Below are 12,597 nucleotides of genomic sequence, written 5' to 3'. Positions count from 1 at the left end.
CGGGACACTCCTTGTGAACGGGACCGTTTCCATCATGGCCCGTCCTCGCAGGCGACGCCATCGGGCATGGCCGTCCCGGCGATTTCGGAGTTACTTTGGGAGACAGAGGACTTTCGGCAGCCGCTAGGGAGCTGCTATGGAGCCGTGGGTCGCCTGGTTGCTGGTCGCCGCGCTGCTCGGGGTCGCCGAGCTGCTCACCGTGACGTTCGCGCTCGGCCTGCTGGCCGTCGCCGCGCTCGCCGCCGGCCTGGTGGGGGCTCTCGGCCTGCCGCTCGCCGTCCAGGCGGCCGTGTTCGCGGCCGGCTCGATCGCGGGCCTCGCCGTCGTTCGCCCCATCGCGATCCGGCACGTCCGGCAGCCGCCGCCGCTGCGCTCGGGCACGGCCGCCCTGGTCGGACGCGAGGCGTTCACCCTCACCGAGGTGACCCGGCGCGGCGGGCGCGCCCGCATCGGCGGCGAGGAGTGGACGGCCCGCCCCTACGACCCGGACCTCGTCATCCCGGCCGGCGCGACCGCCGACGTCCTCGCCATCGAAGGGGCCACCGCCCTGCTCTATCCGGTCTCGTCCGGAACGGATGAGGAGCCACCATGACCGACATTGCCATCGCCCTGCTCGTCATCGTGGTCGCGGGGGTGATCGTCCTGGCCACCGGGGTGATGCGGACCGTGTGGATCATTCCGCAGGCGCGGGCCCGCAACGTCGAGCGCCTCGGCCGCTACCACCGCACCCTCGAACCCGGCATCAGCTTCGTCGTCCCGTTCGTCGACCGCGTGAAGGCCCTCATCGACCTGCGCGAGCAGGTCGTGTCGTTCAAGAAGCAGCCGGTCATCACCGAGGACAACGTCGTCGTCCACATCGACACCGTGCTGTTCTTCCAGGTCACCGACCCGCGCGCCGCCGACTACGAGATCGTCAACTACATCAAGGCGATCGAGCAGCTCACCGCGACCACCCTGCGCAACGTCATCGGCACCCTCGACCTGGAGGCCACCCTGACGTCCCGCGACCGGATCAACACGGCACTGCGCGGCGTGCTGGACGACGCGTCCGGCAAATGGGGAATCCGCGTCACCCGAGTGGAGATCAAGGCGATCGAGCCGCCGCCGTCCATCAAGGACGCGATGGAGAAGCAGATGCGCGCCGAGCGGGAGAAGCGCGCCGCGATCCTGACCGCCGAGGGCGCCCGCGCCTCCAAGATCCTCACCGCCGAGGGCGAGAAGCAGTCGGCGATCCTCAAGGCGGAGGGCGGCAAGCGCGCCGCGATCCTGGAGGCCGAGGGCCAGTCCAAGGCGATCGAGACGGTCTTCGGCGCGATCCACGCCGCCGACCCTGACCCGAAGCTACTCGCCTACCAGTACCTCCAGACCCTCCCGAAACTCGCCGAGGGCCAGGGCAGCACCTTCTGGGTCATCCCGAGCGAGGTGACGACCGCCCTACAGGCCGTCTCGCAAGCGTTCGGCGGCTCCTTGGACGAAGCCAAGTCCGCCCTCGAAAAGGCCGCCGGCAAACCCGAGTCCACCGATCCGCAGCAACTGCCCCAGCCGGACGGCCCCTTCGAACTGACCCCCGGCGCCAAGCACAACGGCCAGGAGGACCCCGCCGACCGCACCTGATCTGAGCCCATTCCCGTTTGCGGTGCCACCCGGCTACGGATCAGCCGGTGAACGGGGGTGCGGCCTTGAAAGCGGGGTGGAGTTCGATGGTGGGCGCAACCGCGGTCATGAGGCGGCGGGCACGGGACAGGGGATGCTGCGGGAAGTGGGCGTCCCAGCCAGGGTCTTCGGAGTGGTTGCGCGGGAGGCCGCCCTGGACTTCCGGGGCGTAGGGGTGCTGCGCCCACCAGCGCATCATCTCCTGCATGTCCCGGCCCTGCCCGTACTGGGACATGTAGTGGTTGAGAGCCGTGCTGTCACGTATTCCGGTGACACCCTGTTCCAGGCACTGGGCCTTGAGGACCAGGCTCCGGTCGGCGCGCGGGACGGTGAAGCTCCCGATGTAGGCCACACCGCTCGGGCGGTCGGGCAGCGGCAACTTGATGATCTGCCGGATGGCGGGCAGCCCGTCCAGCGTGATCACGTCCAGCTCGATCAGCCCGCCGCCGCCCTCGGCCGTCTTCGCGACGGTGCGGCCGCGGAGCAGGTCGAGCTGCTCCAGCGGCGCCGGCAGGTCCGGCGGGATGTCGAACCCGTAGAGGCCGAGGGTGTCGCCGTCCGCGTTGCGGAAGGCGCCGGGCTGGATCTGCTCCCAGCCGGTCTGATCGAAGCGAAGCGACATAACGGTGCACATTACCGGCCCTGCGGCGCCCCTCGGCAGGACGGTGGGAGCGGCACGTGGCATGCTTGGCCGATCCGAACCCAGAAGGTCCACGGGGGGCCGGACGGAGGCTAGGCGATGGGCATGCGGGGGAAGACGGCCGTGGTCATGGCCGGGGTGGCGCTGGCCGCCGCGGCGTGCGGCTCCGGTGACTCCGGTGCGAAGGGCGCGACGCCGCCGCCCTCCGCGAAGCCGGGAGGCACCGGTGGCAAGCAGCCGACGAAGGCCGCCAAGGAGCCGATCCTGATCGCGTTCGGCGGCGACACGCACTTCGAGGGCCAGCTGCGGGGCCAGCTGGCTCAGCCTTCCACCGCGCTCGGCCCGGTCGCGAAGCAGCTGCGCGCGGCGGACCTCGCCATGGTCAACCTGGAGACGGCCATCACCACCGGCGGGACGCCCGCGCCCGGCAAGGAGTTCACCTTCCGTGCGCCGCCGTCGGCGTTCAAGGCGCTGAAGGCGGCCGGTGTGGACGTCGCCTCCATGGCCAACAACCACGGCATGGACTACATGGAGGGCGGCCTACGTGACTCCTTGGCCGCCATCAAGCGCAGCGGGTTCCCGGTCGTCGGGATCGGGAAGAACGCCGACGCCGCCTACCGGCCGTACCGCGTCACCGTAAAGGGCAACAAGGTCGCCATCGTCGGCGCCACCCAGGTACTGGACGACAACCTGATCCAGGCGTGGACGGCCACCGACACCAAGGGCGGCCTGGCGTCCGCCAAGAACATCCCGCGGATGGTGCAGGCGGTGAAGGAGGCGCGCCAGGGCTCGGACGTCGTCATCGTCCACCTGCACTGGGGCGAGGAGCTGAAGTCGTGCCCGCTCGCCCGTCAGCAGGAACTCGCCAAGGCGCTCGTCGCGGCGGGCGCTGACATCGTCGTCGGGGGGCATGCGCACATTCCGCTGGGCGGCGGATACATGAACGGCTCGTACGTCCACTACGGCATGGGCAACTTCGTGTTCTACTCCGCCAGTGGCCAGACGGCGAAGTCCGGGGTCCTGTACCTGAAGGTGGAGAACGGCAAGGTCACCAAGGACAAGTGGGACCCGGCCCTGATCTCCGGCGGTCTTCCCGTCCCGATGAAGGGGGCCGCGGCCAAGACCGAGGTCAAGCGGTGGAACGGCCTGCGTTCCTGCACGGGTCTGAGCGCGCGACCGTCCTGACCTGGAAGATCTGGTGGGCTGATGCGAGACCAGCGGGTGAGGTCGGGCGAGATCGGGTTGGCCGTGCGGGTGCGCGGCGAGGAGAACCGGCCGACGGTCGTCCTCGTTCACGGCTACCCCGACACCAGCGCCATGTGGGACGAGGTCGCCGGGCGGCTCGCCGGGCGGTTCCGCGTCGTCGCCTACGACGTGCGGGGCGCCGGCACGTCCAGCAGCCCGTCCGACCCGCTGGACTACCGGCTGGACGCGCTCATGGGCGATCTGGAGGCCGTCCTGGACGGTGTGGGCGCCGATGAGCCCGTCCATCTGGTGGGGCACGACTGGGGCTCGGTGCAGGGCTGGGAGGCCGTCATCGGCGACCGGCTCCGCGGCCGCATCGCCTCGTTCACCTCGATCTCCGGACCGGACCGGCGGCACATGGCCCGCTGGGCCCGGGCCGCCGTCCGGTCCGGCCCGCGCGGCGTCGCCGAGGTGCTCGGGCAGGCGGTGCGCAGCGTCTACATGCCGGTCCTGATGGCGCCCCGGGTCGGTGAGGTCGCCGCCCGCGTGCTCGCCGTGGGCTTCGGACGGGTGATGCGGCTGCGCGAGGGCGCCGAGCCGCGCCCAGGTCACCCGGCGGACACGCTCGCCGCGGACGCCCGCAATGGGCTCGGCCTGTACCGCGCCAACATGCGGCGTCGTCCGGGCACCGCAGGGGATGGGCGGACGGACATACCTGTCCAGCTCATCGTTCCCGTGAAGGACCGCTACGGCTCGCAGTCACTTCTGTTGTCCGCGCGTGGGCCGGTCTCGCGTCTGTACGTGCGGCGTGCCCCAGCCGGGCATTGGGTGGCGCGTAGCCACCCGGAACTCATAGCCCGCTGGATCAGCGAGTTCGTAGAGCACATCGACGGCGGACCGGAAACACCTGGCCTGGCCCACGCGCGCGCGGCGGGAGCGCCTGTGGAACGGCGCCACCGCTGACTCAGGGTCGCTTCAGCGTCTGTGTGGGTGTCTCACCGAATCGCTGCCGGTAGTGGGCGGCGAAACGGCTCATGTGAAGGTATCCGGCGGCTTCGGCGACATCCGTGATCGTGCGGGGCCCTGGCCGGGCCACGGAGAGTGCGGCGCGGGCGTGGTCGAGCCGTACGCCGCGCAAGAGCTGGGTGGGTGTCAGGCCCCACTCGTCCTGGCAGATGGCCTGTAGCTGCCGTACCCCGACGCCCACTGCCACCGCGATGTCGGTCACGCCGATCGGACGGTGGTGGTTTGCCTCGACCCACTCCCGGATGAACCCGGCCAGATAATGCGGGATCTTGCGGTGTGGCTGGGTGAGGCTCTCCACGCCGGTATGGGGCAGGCCGAGGAGGATGGACGTGAGCAACGCCTCCTCCAGGGTGCGCTCTGCGAGCGGGTGGAGACCGCCGTGCTCGGTCGCGTGGTCGAGGACGTCGCACACGTAGCGCCAGGTGCGTTCGACGATCGACGGCGAAGTGATGGCCGGCTTGTCGACGTTGTGGAAGCGCAGGGGCGCGGTGTAGTCGCGGCCGAGATGATCGGCGAGATGGTCGGCGAGACGGCCCGTGCTCGTGGCGATGACCAGGCAGCCCAGCGTCGGATGCGGCCTCATCCGCATCGCCTCGTCATGGGACAGGACGAGGCTTCCTCCGGCGGTCTCCCGGTTCTTCGTGGCCCGGTACTCGACGCCCATGGGCGCGATCGGGGCGCACATGGCGAAGTGCCCTTCCGTCGGCGGCGTGTCCACGATGACACCGCCGCCCCCGTACCGCACCCACACCAGGTTGACCGCCCCCACATTGAGGGCATTGACGAGGCCGTCCAGCGGGATGTCCGGCTTACACGCCTGGAGGTCGTGACCGACGGCGAAGGGTTCGACCGTGTCATGCAGGACGTCGATGTCGTTGCTGGCGACCCGCTGGTGGGCGGACAGGGGCGGTGCGATGTCGAGAGAAGTCATGGTCCTTATGGCGAGGCCGGTTCCTGACGGTCGATGGACAGAACACCCCGGGCGCGCAGCCGCGGCATGACCTCGGCGGCGAAGTAGCCCAGTTCATCAGCGTAATTGAGGAATGACAGAGCGATACCGTCGAATCCGGCACGGGCGAACTCCGCGATGCCGTCGGCCACGTCGTCGGGGTCGCCGACCAGCGGGCAGCTGCCGTGCCCGGCCGCGAACCTGTCCCGGAACACCTGCAGCATCTCCGGCGTGAACGACTGCGCGTGCAGCCCCTGCAGCCGCATCACCTCGTCGACGGCGGGCCAGTCGGCGTGCTCGTCGGCGTAGTAGCGCAGGAAGTCCTCGGCCTCGGTCCTCGTCGGGCGGCACACCACGTGGCCGAGCGTGAAGACACCGACCGTCCGGCCGTGGGACTCGGCCTCGGCGCGGATGGCCTTCACGATCTCCGCTCCGTCCTCGGGCCCGGCGACGACGGTGAACGCCCGGTCGGCGTTGCGCGCGGCGAACGAGCGTCCCTGGGTGGAGGACCCGGCGTTGATGACGGGGAGGCTGTGCCCGTTGTACGGCTTGGGCCTGCCCACCACGTGCTTGAGCTGGAAGAACCGGCCGTCATGGTCGAACGGCTCGTCGGTCGACCAGATGCGCTTGACGACGTCCCACCATTCCTGCGCGAGCCCGTAACGCGTGTCGTGGTCGTTGGGCAGGGTGAGGCCGAACATCTCGTACTCGGGAGCGTGCCAACCCGCGACGATGTTCAGCCCGATCCGCCCCTTGCTGAGATGGTCGGCGGTCGCGAGCTGCTTCGCCGCGACGACGGGGTGGTGGAACGCGGTGTGGACGGTGCTGAACACGCGGATGCGGCTGGTGGCCGCCAGAAGCCCGGACGCCCATACGAGCGGGTCGAGGGCGCTTCTGTGGAAGTCGGTGTCGGGGCCCCAGTCCGTCCAGCGCGCGACCGGGAGAAGGAAGTCGATGCCCGCCTCGTCCGCGAGCCGGGCGAGCCGCAGGTTGTTGTCCCAGGTGGCGTGCCATCTTTCCGGAGCGGTCGTGATCGCGAGCCCCGATTCGGTGTTCGGGGAGAACAAGCCAAGCTGGAATCCCATGCCGACCCCTTTTCGTTACGGCCGTGTCCGGCATTGCCCGCCCAGTATCGGAAGCCGCCGGACGGCGGGCAATGGCCGAAAATAGCCATGTCAGACCGGGATGGCGCCGAGCGCGAGCCGGTCGAAAGGCCCCGGCCCATTAGGGCGGTGGTCGTCGGTCGTCGCGTACACGACGACCTGCGCCGGATGTCGGCGCTGCTCACGGGCATGCAGCGCCAATTTCTGGACGGCTTCGGCGAGATGGGCCCCGCAGGAATCGAGCCCCCCGTCCCGCGGGCCGTTCGCCGCTTCGAGCCGCACATGGAAGCACGACGACCGACCGCAGCGCGGTATCGAACAGGCTCGCAAGGATATGCCTCCGTGGCGGGGGGACGAGGCTCCAATGATGACCCACTCGGCGCCGCTCTTCAACGCGGACGAGATAGTCCATCGCGCGCACGGGCTAGTGTCGCGGCCATCCGGGCGGCGAAGGCGACGTAGGGTGGCGGGCATGCAGGCCCGAGTCCTCACCTTCAACACGCTGTTCAAGGGCGAAACCCGGGCGCGCATGGGCGTCCTGGCCGAACTCATCGAGCAGGCGGACTATGACGTCGTCTGCCTCCAGGAGGTCATTTCGCCGCGCGTTCTGGCCCTGCTGCGCCGGACGGCCGCGTCATACCCGCACATCGCCTGTGTTCCGAGGTTCCCGCTCGTCCGCGGCGGCCTGGTGACCCTCTCCCGCCATCCGGTGACCCGGCGCCACTTCGAGCCGTTCACGCTCGTCCGCCCGGCCCGGCCCGAATGGCTGCTGAGCAAGGGCGCCCTGTTCACCCGGATCCGTCTGCCCGGCGGGTTCCTCACGGTGGTGAACACGCATCTTTCGGCGAACATGGACATGGACTGGTCCCCGTCCAACGCTTACACGAAGGTGGAGGAATCCGAGCTCCGCGAGCTGGCGGCCGCCGTCAACAGAATCGATCGGGCGGAACCGCTGGTGGCCATGGGCGACTTCAACGTCCCGCGCGACTCGGACTACTTTCAGGGGTTCCTTTCCACCACGGGGCTGCGGGACGCGTTGGCGGGCGACAACGAACCGACCTATCGGCCCGAGTACGCGGACATCGGCGCCATTGACCAGCTCGTCGTCAGGCCGGGCCTTGAGGCGACGACACGCCTGGTCTTCAAAGAGGAGGTCCGCCTCCCCAACGGCCGCTCGGCCGTTCTGTCCGACCACTACGGCATAGAGGCGACCCTCACCGCCTGACGTTTCACGCTTTGCTGGCCACCGCCGTCCAGCCGGCGTTGGTGATGTATTCGCCGCCGTACGGACGCCATTTGTGCAGGGGGACGACGCCCGGCTCGACAATGGTCAGGCCGTCCAAGAGGGCGGTCACCTGGTCGCGGGTCCGGGCGACCAGGGGCGCGCTCGCCGATTGGGACCGGTAGGTCTCGCCGACCTGCTCGTTGCGCAGCTCCTCCGCCGCCGCGTGCGACAGGATGACGAAGCTGCCCTCCGGCAGTGCGTCGGTGAAACGCCGGACGAGTGCCCCCGGGTCCTCCGCGTCCGAGAGGAAGTGCAGGACGGCCACGAACAGCACGCACACCGGGCGCCGGAGGTCGATCAGCCGGTGCACCTGCGGGTCGTCCAGCACCTTGTCCGGATCGCGCACGTCGGCGTGGACGATGCCGGTCCGCTTGTCGGTGGCGACCAGTGCCCGCGCGTGGACGACGACCATCGGGTCGTTGTCGACGTAGACGACACGGGCTTCCGGATGTTCTTCGCGGGCGATCTGGTGGACGTTTCCCTGCGTGGGCAGGCCGGTGCCGATGTCGAGGAACTGGTCGATTCCGCGTCCGGCGACGTAGCGGACGGCGCGCTGGAGGAACGCACGGTTCGCTCTGGCGACGCCCTCCACCGTGGGCAGCGCCTTCACCACTTCCTCGGCCGCGACACGGTCGCTCGCGTAGTTGTCCTTGCCGCCCAGGAAGTAGTCGTACATCCGGGCCACACTCGGCGTGGTCGTGTCCACGCCGGGCATGGACGAGGCCTCTCCGGAATCCGTCATCCCGCCCGCCACGCCTTCCCCAACCGGTTCAAACCATGATCATTCAGTCTACGGCGGCGCCTGGGAGCACAGGACTCGATGGCCGGAGGCGGGCGTTAGGCTGCCGACATGTGTGAGACGGCTGACGGGGAGGCGCAGGCGTCGATGCCGCGCCCGGCACCCGGGGCGGCGGTCGATCCCGTCGCGCTGGAGCCGGTGGACGAGGTCGAGATCGTCACCCTGGTGGACAACGTCTACGACGCCCTGCTGGGCGACGACGAGCGCACCCGCCGGGCGGGGTTCGGCGCCGGGGTGGTCACGGCGCCGCAGTTCGAGGAGGGCCGCACCTTCGCCGGGATGATCGCCGAGCACGGGTTCTCCGCGCTGGTCACGGTGCGGCGCGCGGGCCGCTCCACCACGCTGCTGTTCGACACCGGCCTGTCGCCCGACGCGATGGTCACCAACGCCGCGAGGCTGGGGATCGACCTCGGTGACATCCAGGGCGTCGTGCTCAGCCACGGCCACTTCGATCACGCCGGAGGGCTGTCCGGCCTGGCGGGCCGGCGCGGCGTCCGGTCGCTGCCGATGGTGCTGCACCCGCTGGTGTGGACCAGGCGCAGGCTCGCGGTCCCCGGCCGGGAGGTGGAGGAGTTGCCGACGCTCAGCAGGCGGGCGCTGGACGGGGAGGGCTTCGAGGTCATCGAGCGCCGCGAGCCCTCGCTCCTGCTGGACGGCAGCGTTCTGATCACCGGCGAGGTGGACCGCACCACGGAGTTCGAGCACGGCATGCCGCCCCCGCACCAGGCGTGGACCGGGTCCGCGTGGGAGCACGACCCGCTCGTGCTCGACGACCAGGCGCTCGTCGTGAACGTCCGGGGCCGGGGCCTGGTCGTGCTGACCGGCTGCGGTCACTCGGGTGCGGTCAACATCGTCCGGCATGCGCGGCGGCTGACGGGAGTGGACCGGCTGCACGCGCTCGTCGGCGGGTTCCATCTGGGCGGCCCGGCCTTCGAACCGGTCATTGCGCCCACCGTCGCCGCCCTGACCGAGCTCGCGCCGAGCCTCGTCGTTCCGGGTCACTGCACGGGCTGGCGCGCCCAGCACGCCCTCGCCGCCACCCTGCCCGACGCCTGGGTGCAGGGCAGCAGCGGCACCTCCTACCGGCTGACCGCCGCGGCGTAGGAAGCGGTCAGCCCAGGGCGTGGCCGGTGGTGGCGTCGATGTGGGACGGCACCGCCTCGTGCCGGTCGCCCACGCTCAGCGTGCCGGCCGGCTCGAACATCAGGATGGACGCGCCGGTCGGCGAGGACGGCCTGTGCTCGGTCCCCCGCGGGACGACGAACACCGATCCCGCGGGCAGCTCGACCGTCCGCTCCCCTCCGGAGTCGCGCAGGGCGATGGACAACTCGCCGTCGATCACCAGGAAGAACTCGTCGGTGTCGTCGTGGGCGTGCCACACGTGGTCGCCCTCGACCTTGGCGATCCGGACGTCGTAGTCGTTCACCCGGGTGACGACCCGCGGGCTCCACAGCGCGGTGAAGGAGGCCAGCGCGTCGCGCAGTTCGATCGGTTCGTCGCTCATGGCCCCACCCTGCCGTTCCGCCGCACGGCCCGGTCAGTGCTAGGAATTGCATATGTCGCAAGGATCCTCGCACCGGGTGGTGATGATCGTCGACACCGGCTCGAACCCGTTCGAGCTCGGGGTGGCGACCGAGCTGTTCGGCCTGCGCCGTCCCGAGCTGGGCCGGAGGTGGTACGACTTCGCGCTCTGCGCGGCGGGCGGCCGCGCGGACATGCACGCCGGATTCTTCACCATGTCCGGCGTCGCCGACCTGGACGCGGTCGACCGCGCGGACACCGTGATCGTGCCGAACCGTCCCGACCCGGAGGACGGCCCGGCGCCGGCCGTCCTGGCGGCGGTGGAGCGCGCGGCCGGACGCGGCGCCCGGCTGGTCGGGCTCTGCACCGGCGCGTTCACCCTGGCCGCCGCGGGCGTCCTCGACGGGCGCCGGGCCACCACGCACTGGCGCTGGGCCGAGCGGTTCCGCTCACGCTTCCCGGACGTGACGCTCGAACCGGACGTCCTCTTCGTGGACGACGGCGACGTGCTGACGTCCGCCGGCAGCGCGGCCGCACTCGACCTCGGTCTGCACCTCATCCGCCGCGACCACGGCGCCGAGATCGCCAACGCGGTGAGCCGGCGCCTGGTGTTCGCCGTCCACCGGGACGGCGGGCAGCGGCAGTTCATCGAGCGCCCCGTGCCCGACGTCCCGGACGCGTCGCTGGCGCCTCTCCTCGGCTGGGCGCGGGAGCGGCTGGACCGGCCGCTGAGTGTCGCCGGCCTGGCGTCCCGCGCGGCCGTCAGCCCCGCGACCCTGCACCGGCGCTTCCAGGCCGAACTCGGCACCACCCCGCTCGCGTGGCTCACCGCCGAGCGCGTGGCGCTGGCCTGCACCCTCCTCGAACGCGGCGAGCCCAGGCTGGACGTGGTCGCCCGGGCCAGCGGCCTCGGCACCACGGCCAACCTCCGCACCCAGTTGCGGCGCCGGACGGGCCTCAGCCCCTCCGCCTACCGGGCACGGTTCGCCCGGGCCTCCGGCTGACCCGCCGGGTCGGGGGCGTCATGTCATGCCGGTTTGCGGGCCTCGATCAGGGTGCGGGCCGAGTGGGCGATGAAGGGGCCGTCGCGCCGGATCCGGTCGTGCAGTTCGCGCAGGCGGGCGCGGTGGGCGTCCACCGTGAAGCCGGGCACTATCCAGATCACCTTGCGCAGGAAGTAGACGACCGCGCCGATGTCGGAGAACTCCATGCGGAGGCGTTCGGAGCGCAGGTCGACGATGTCCAGCCCGGCGGCCCGGGCGTCGGCGCTCTCGGCGTCGGGGCGGCGTTTCCGGCGGGCCTCTGGTTGCGGGCCGAGGAAGTACTCGGTCAGCTCGAAGACGCTCGCTGGGCCGACGTGCTGGGCGAGATAGGTGCCGCCCGGGGCGAGGACGCGGGCAATCTCCGTCCAGTGGACGGTGGCGGGGTGGCGGCTGACGACCAGGTCGAACGCCTCGTCGGCGAAGGGGAGCGGCGGTTCGTCGGGGTCGGCGACGACGACGGCTCCCCGGGGGTGGAGGAGGCGGGCGGCCTTCTCGATGTTCGGCGGCCAGGATTCCGTGGCCGCCATCGTGGGCGGGAATTCGGCCGCCCCGGCGAGCACTTCGCCGCCACCGGTCTGGATGTCGAGCGCCGCCCGGGCCCCGGCGAGCCGTTCGCTCATCAGGCGCTGGTATCCCCAGGAGGGGCGCTGTTCGGTCGCGCGGCCGTCCAGCCAGGAGAAGTCCCAGCCGGCGACGGGCGCGGACTCGGCCTCGGCGACCAGGACCTCGAACGTCATCCCGGGATTCCGAACATGGGGAGGCACGGGGAGAGCCCTTCGATCGTGACGGGAATGGTGCGGTGGCGTTCCCAGTCGGCCCGGGTGAGGCGCAGCCGGCGTTCGACGGTCATGGCCCCGCGGACGACGTGGCGGTACACGCCGTTGGGCTGATAGCCGAGCTTGCGCGAGACCGCGTGCGAGGCGTGGCTGTCCTGGAACGCGGCGGAGAGGGCCTCATCGGCGCCGAGGCCGGTGAACGCCAGGTGGAGGGCGGCGGCCCGCATTTCGGTGCCGATCCCCTCCCCCTGGTGGCGGAGGCCGAGCCAGGAACCGGTGTCGACCTGGCGGAGGACGGCGAAATCGCACGCCCTCACCGTCTGCTGGCCGGCGACCTCGCCGACGTGGAACACGGTCAGGTCGAGATCCCAGTCGTCCGGCGTCCATTGTGCGAGCGTCTGCCAATGATGCTGGACGACGCCCCGGGCGACCTCGGCGGCCGGACGGTCCGTCCACGGCACCGCGAACGGCATCCTCTCGGGAGCGTGAATGCCCTCCGCCGCGACATCGGCGAGGGCGGCGAGTTCCTCGGGCGCGGGCAGCCGCAGTTCGAGCCGGGGTGTCGTCAGCCGTAGGCCGAGCAGCGGGAAATGGTCGACCAGCATCCCCTCACCATG

15 protein-coding genes are annotated in these 12,597 nt (G+C 70.9%); 7 read left to right on the top strand and 8 right to left on the bottom strand.

What is annotated here, in order from left to right:
- Nucleotides 1–136: 136 nt before the first annotated feature.
- Both ACQPZP_RS42725 and ACQPZP_RS42720 read left to right on the top strand, forming a co-directional pair.
- Nucleotides 137–592, top strand: a complete 456-nt coding sequence (locus ACQPZP_RS42725) for an NfeD family protein (protein WP_433475308.1) — start codon at nucleotides 137–139, stop codon at nucleotides 590–592.
- Complete coding sequence (locus tag ACQPZP_RS42720; protein WP_433475307.1) at nucleotides 589–1,614, top strand: SPFH domain-containing protein; 1,026 nt, start codon at nucleotides 589–591, stop codon at nucleotides 1,612–1,614. The genes ACQPZP_RS42725 and ACQPZP_RS42720 overlap by 4 nt, the downstream gene beginning before the upstream one ends.
- A gap of 40 nt (nucleotides 1,615–1,654) precedes the next feature.
- Here ACQPZP_RS42720 and ACQPZP_RS42715 read toward each other — a convergent pair whose 3' ends face one another.
- Entirely contained in the window at nucleotides 1,655–2,275 is a 621-nt protein-coding gene (locus ACQPZP_RS42715) for a hypothetical protein (RefSeq protein WP_433475306.1), read from the bottom strand.
- A gap of 123 nt (nucleotides 2,276–2,398) precedes the next feature.
- Here ACQPZP_RS42715 and ACQPZP_RS42710 point away from each other — a divergent pair, with 123 nt between their 5' ends.
- Entirely contained in the window at nucleotides 2,399–3,478 is a 1,080-nt protein-coding gene (locus ACQPZP_RS42710; RefSeq protein WP_433475305.1) for a CapA family protein, read from the top strand.
- A 21-nt stretch (nucleotides 3,479–3,499) separates the two neighbouring features.
- Complete coding sequence (locus ACQPZP_RS42705) at nucleotides 3,500–4,441, top strand: alpha/beta fold hydrolase (protein WP_433475304.1); 942 nt, start codon at nucleotides 3,500–3,502, stop codon at nucleotides 4,439–4,441.
- A 1-nt stretch (nucleotide 4,442) separates the two neighbouring features.
- Here the strand turns inward: ACQPZP_RS42705 and ACQPZP_RS42700 are convergent, their stop codons facing one another.
- From ACQPZP_RS42700 to ACQPZP_RS42690, 3 genes are all read right to left on the bottom strand, one after another.
- Nucleotides 4,443–5,435, bottom strand: coding sequence for an AraC family transcriptional regulator (locus tag ACQPZP_RS42700; RefSeq protein WP_433475303.1), 993 nt, complete (start codon nucleotides 5,433–5,435; stop codon nucleotides 4,443–4,445).
- A 5-nt stretch (nucleotides 5,436–5,440) separates the two neighbouring features.
- The gene (locus tag ACQPZP_RS42695) at nucleotides 5,441–6,538 is read right to left on the bottom strand and encodes an LLM class flavin-dependent oxidoreductase (protein WP_433475302.1); all 1,098 of its coding nucleotides are present in this window, start codon (nucleotides 6,536–6,538) and stop codon (nucleotides 5,441–5,443) included.
- A gap of 90 nt (nucleotides 6,539–6,628) precedes the next feature.
- Nucleotides 6,629–6,838 (bottom strand): hypothetical protein, encoded by a 210-nt coding sequence (locus ACQPZP_RS42690; protein ID WP_433475301.1) that lies wholly within the window; start codon nucleotides 6,836–6,838, stop codon nucleotides 6,629–6,631.
- Between the two features lie 190 nt (nucleotides 6,839–7,028).
- Here ACQPZP_RS42690 and ACQPZP_RS42685 point away from each other — a divergent pair, with 190 nt between their 5' ends.
- Nucleotides 7,029–7,781: an endonuclease/exonuclease/phosphatase family protein gene (locus ACQPZP_RS42685; RefSeq protein WP_433475300.1), complete on the top strand. Its 753-nt coding sequence runs from the start codon at nucleotides 7,029–7,031 to the stop codon at nucleotides 7,779–7,781.
- A gap of 4 nt (nucleotides 7,782–7,785) precedes the next feature.
- Here ACQPZP_RS42685 and ACQPZP_RS42680 read toward each other — a convergent pair whose 3' ends face one another.
- Nucleotides 7,786–8,583 carry an SAM-dependent methyltransferase gene (locus ACQPZP_RS42680; RefSeq protein ID WP_433475299.1) on the bottom strand — a complete coding sequence of 266 codons (798 nt, stop codon included), beginning with the start codon at nucleotides 8,581–8,583 and terminating at the stop codon, nucleotides 7,786–7,788.
- Nucleotides 8,584–8,691: 108 nt separating this feature from the next.
- On the opposite strand from ACQPZP_RS42680, the gene ACQPZP_RS42675 reads away from it, so the two are divergent.
- A complete protein-coding gene (locus ACQPZP_RS42675) occupies nucleotides 8,692–9,744 on the top strand; it encodes an MBL fold metallo-hydrolase (RefSeq protein WP_433475298.1) in 1,053 nt (350 codons plus the stop codon).
- 7 nt (nucleotides 9,745–9,751) lie between these two features.
- On the opposite strand, the gene ACQPZP_RS42670 is transcribed toward ACQPZP_RS42675, so the two are convergent.
- The gene (locus ACQPZP_RS42670) at nucleotides 9,752–10,144 is read right to left on the bottom strand and encodes a cupin domain-containing protein (RefSeq protein ID WP_433475297.1); all 393 of its coding nucleotides are present in this window, start codon (nucleotides 10,142–10,144) and stop codon (nucleotides 9,752–9,754) included.
- Nucleotides 10,145–10,196: 52 nt separating this feature from the next.
- On the opposite strand from ACQPZP_RS42670, the gene ACQPZP_RS42665 reads away from it, so the two are divergent.
- Nucleotides 10,197–11,165, top strand: coding sequence for a helix-turn-helix domain-containing protein (locus tag ACQPZP_RS42665; RefSeq protein ID WP_433475296.1), 969 nt, complete (start codon nucleotides 10,197–10,199; stop codon nucleotides 11,163–11,165).
- Between the two features lie 23 nt (nucleotides 11,166–11,188).
- On the opposite strand, the gene ACQPZP_RS42660 is transcribed toward ACQPZP_RS42665, so the two are convergent.
- Both ACQPZP_RS42660 and ACQPZP_RS42655 read right to left on the bottom strand, forming a co-directional pair.
- The gene (locus tag ACQPZP_RS42660; RefSeq protein WP_433475295.1) at nucleotides 11,189–11,941 is read right to left on the bottom strand and encodes a class I SAM-dependent methyltransferase; all 753 of its coding nucleotides are present in this window, start codon (nucleotides 11,939–11,941) and stop codon (nucleotides 11,189–11,191) included.
- Complete coding sequence (locus ACQPZP_RS42655) at nucleotides 11,938–12,585, bottom strand: GNAT family N-acetyltransferase (protein ID WP_433475294.1); 648 nt, start codon at nucleotides 12,583–12,585, stop codon at nucleotides 11,938–11,940. Before ACQPZP_RS42655 ends, ACQPZP_RS42660 begins: the two co-directional genes overlap by 4 nt.
- Nucleotides 12,586–12,597: the final 12 nt, after the last annotated feature.

The organism is Spirillospora sp. CA-142024, assembly GCF_050942325.1.
In the GTDB taxonomy this organism is placed as follows: Bacteria; Actinomycetota; Actinomycetes; order Streptosporangiales; family Streptosporangiaceae; genus Spirillospora.
This window is presented reverse-complemented; position numbering and strand designations above follow the sequence as displayed.

What these genes read in the sequence shown, in the direction of transcription:
- ACQPZP_RS42725 (WP_433475308.1), top strand. Translation starts at nt 137, where the DNA reads ATGGAGCCGTGGGTCGCCTGGTTGCTGGTCGCCGCGCTGCTCGGGGTC.
- ACQPZP_RS42720 (WP_433475307.1), top strand. Translation starts at nt 589, where the DNA reads ATGACCGACATTGCCATCGCCCTGCTCGTCATCGTGGTCGCGGGGGTG.
- ACQPZP_RS42715 (WP_433475306.1), bottom strand. Translation starts at nt 2,275, where the DNA reads ATGTCGCTTCGCTTCGATCAGACCGGCTGGGAGCAGATCCAGCCCGGC.
- ACQPZP_RS42710 (WP_433475305.1), top strand. Translation starts at nt 2,399, where the DNA reads ATGCGGGGGAAGACGGCCGTGGTCATGGCCGGGGTGGCGCTGGCCGCC.
- ACQPZP_RS42705 (WP_433475304.1), top strand. Translation starts at nt 3,500, where the DNA reads ATGCGAGACCAGCGGGTGAGGTCGGGCGAGATCGGGTTGGCCGTGCGG.
- ACQPZP_RS42700 (WP_433475303.1), bottom strand. Translation starts at nt 5,435, where the DNA reads ATGACTTCTCTCGACATCGCACCGCCCCTGTCCGCCCACCAGCGGGTC.
- ACQPZP_RS42695 (WP_433475302.1), bottom strand. Translation starts at nt 6,538, where the DNA reads ATGGGATTCCAGCTTGGCTTGTTCTCCCCGAACACCGAATCGGGGCTC.
- ACQPZP_RS42685 (WP_433475300.1), top strand. Translation starts at nt 7,029, where the DNA reads ATGCAGGCCCGAGTCCTCACCTTCAACACGCTGTTCAAGGGCGAAACC.
- ACQPZP_RS42680 (WP_433475299.1), bottom strand. Translation starts at nt 8,583, where the DNA reads ATGACGGATTCCGGAGAGGCCTCGTCCATGCCCGGCGTGGACACGACC.
- ACQPZP_RS42675 (WP_433475298.1), top strand. Translation starts at nt 8,692, where the DNA reads ATGTGTGAGACGGCTGACGGGGAGGCGCAGGCGTCGATGCCGCGCCCG.
- ACQPZP_RS42670 (WP_433475297.1), bottom strand. Translation starts at nt 10,144, where the DNA reads ATGAGCGACGAACCGATCGAACTGCGCGACGCGCTGGCCTCCTTCACC.
- ACQPZP_RS42665 (WP_433475296.1), top strand. Translation starts at nt 10,197, where the DNA reads ATGTCGCAAGGATCCTCGCACCGGGTGGTGATGATCGTCGACACCGGC.
- ACQPZP_RS42660 (WP_433475295.1), bottom strand. Translation starts at nt 11,941, where the DNA reads ATGACGTTCGAGGTCCTGGTCGCCGAGGCCGAGTCCGCGCCCGTCGCC.
- ACQPZP_RS42655 (WP_433475294.1), bottom strand. Translation starts at nt 12,585, where the DNA reads ATGCTGGTCGACCATTTCCCGCTGCTCGGCCTACGGCTGACGACACCC.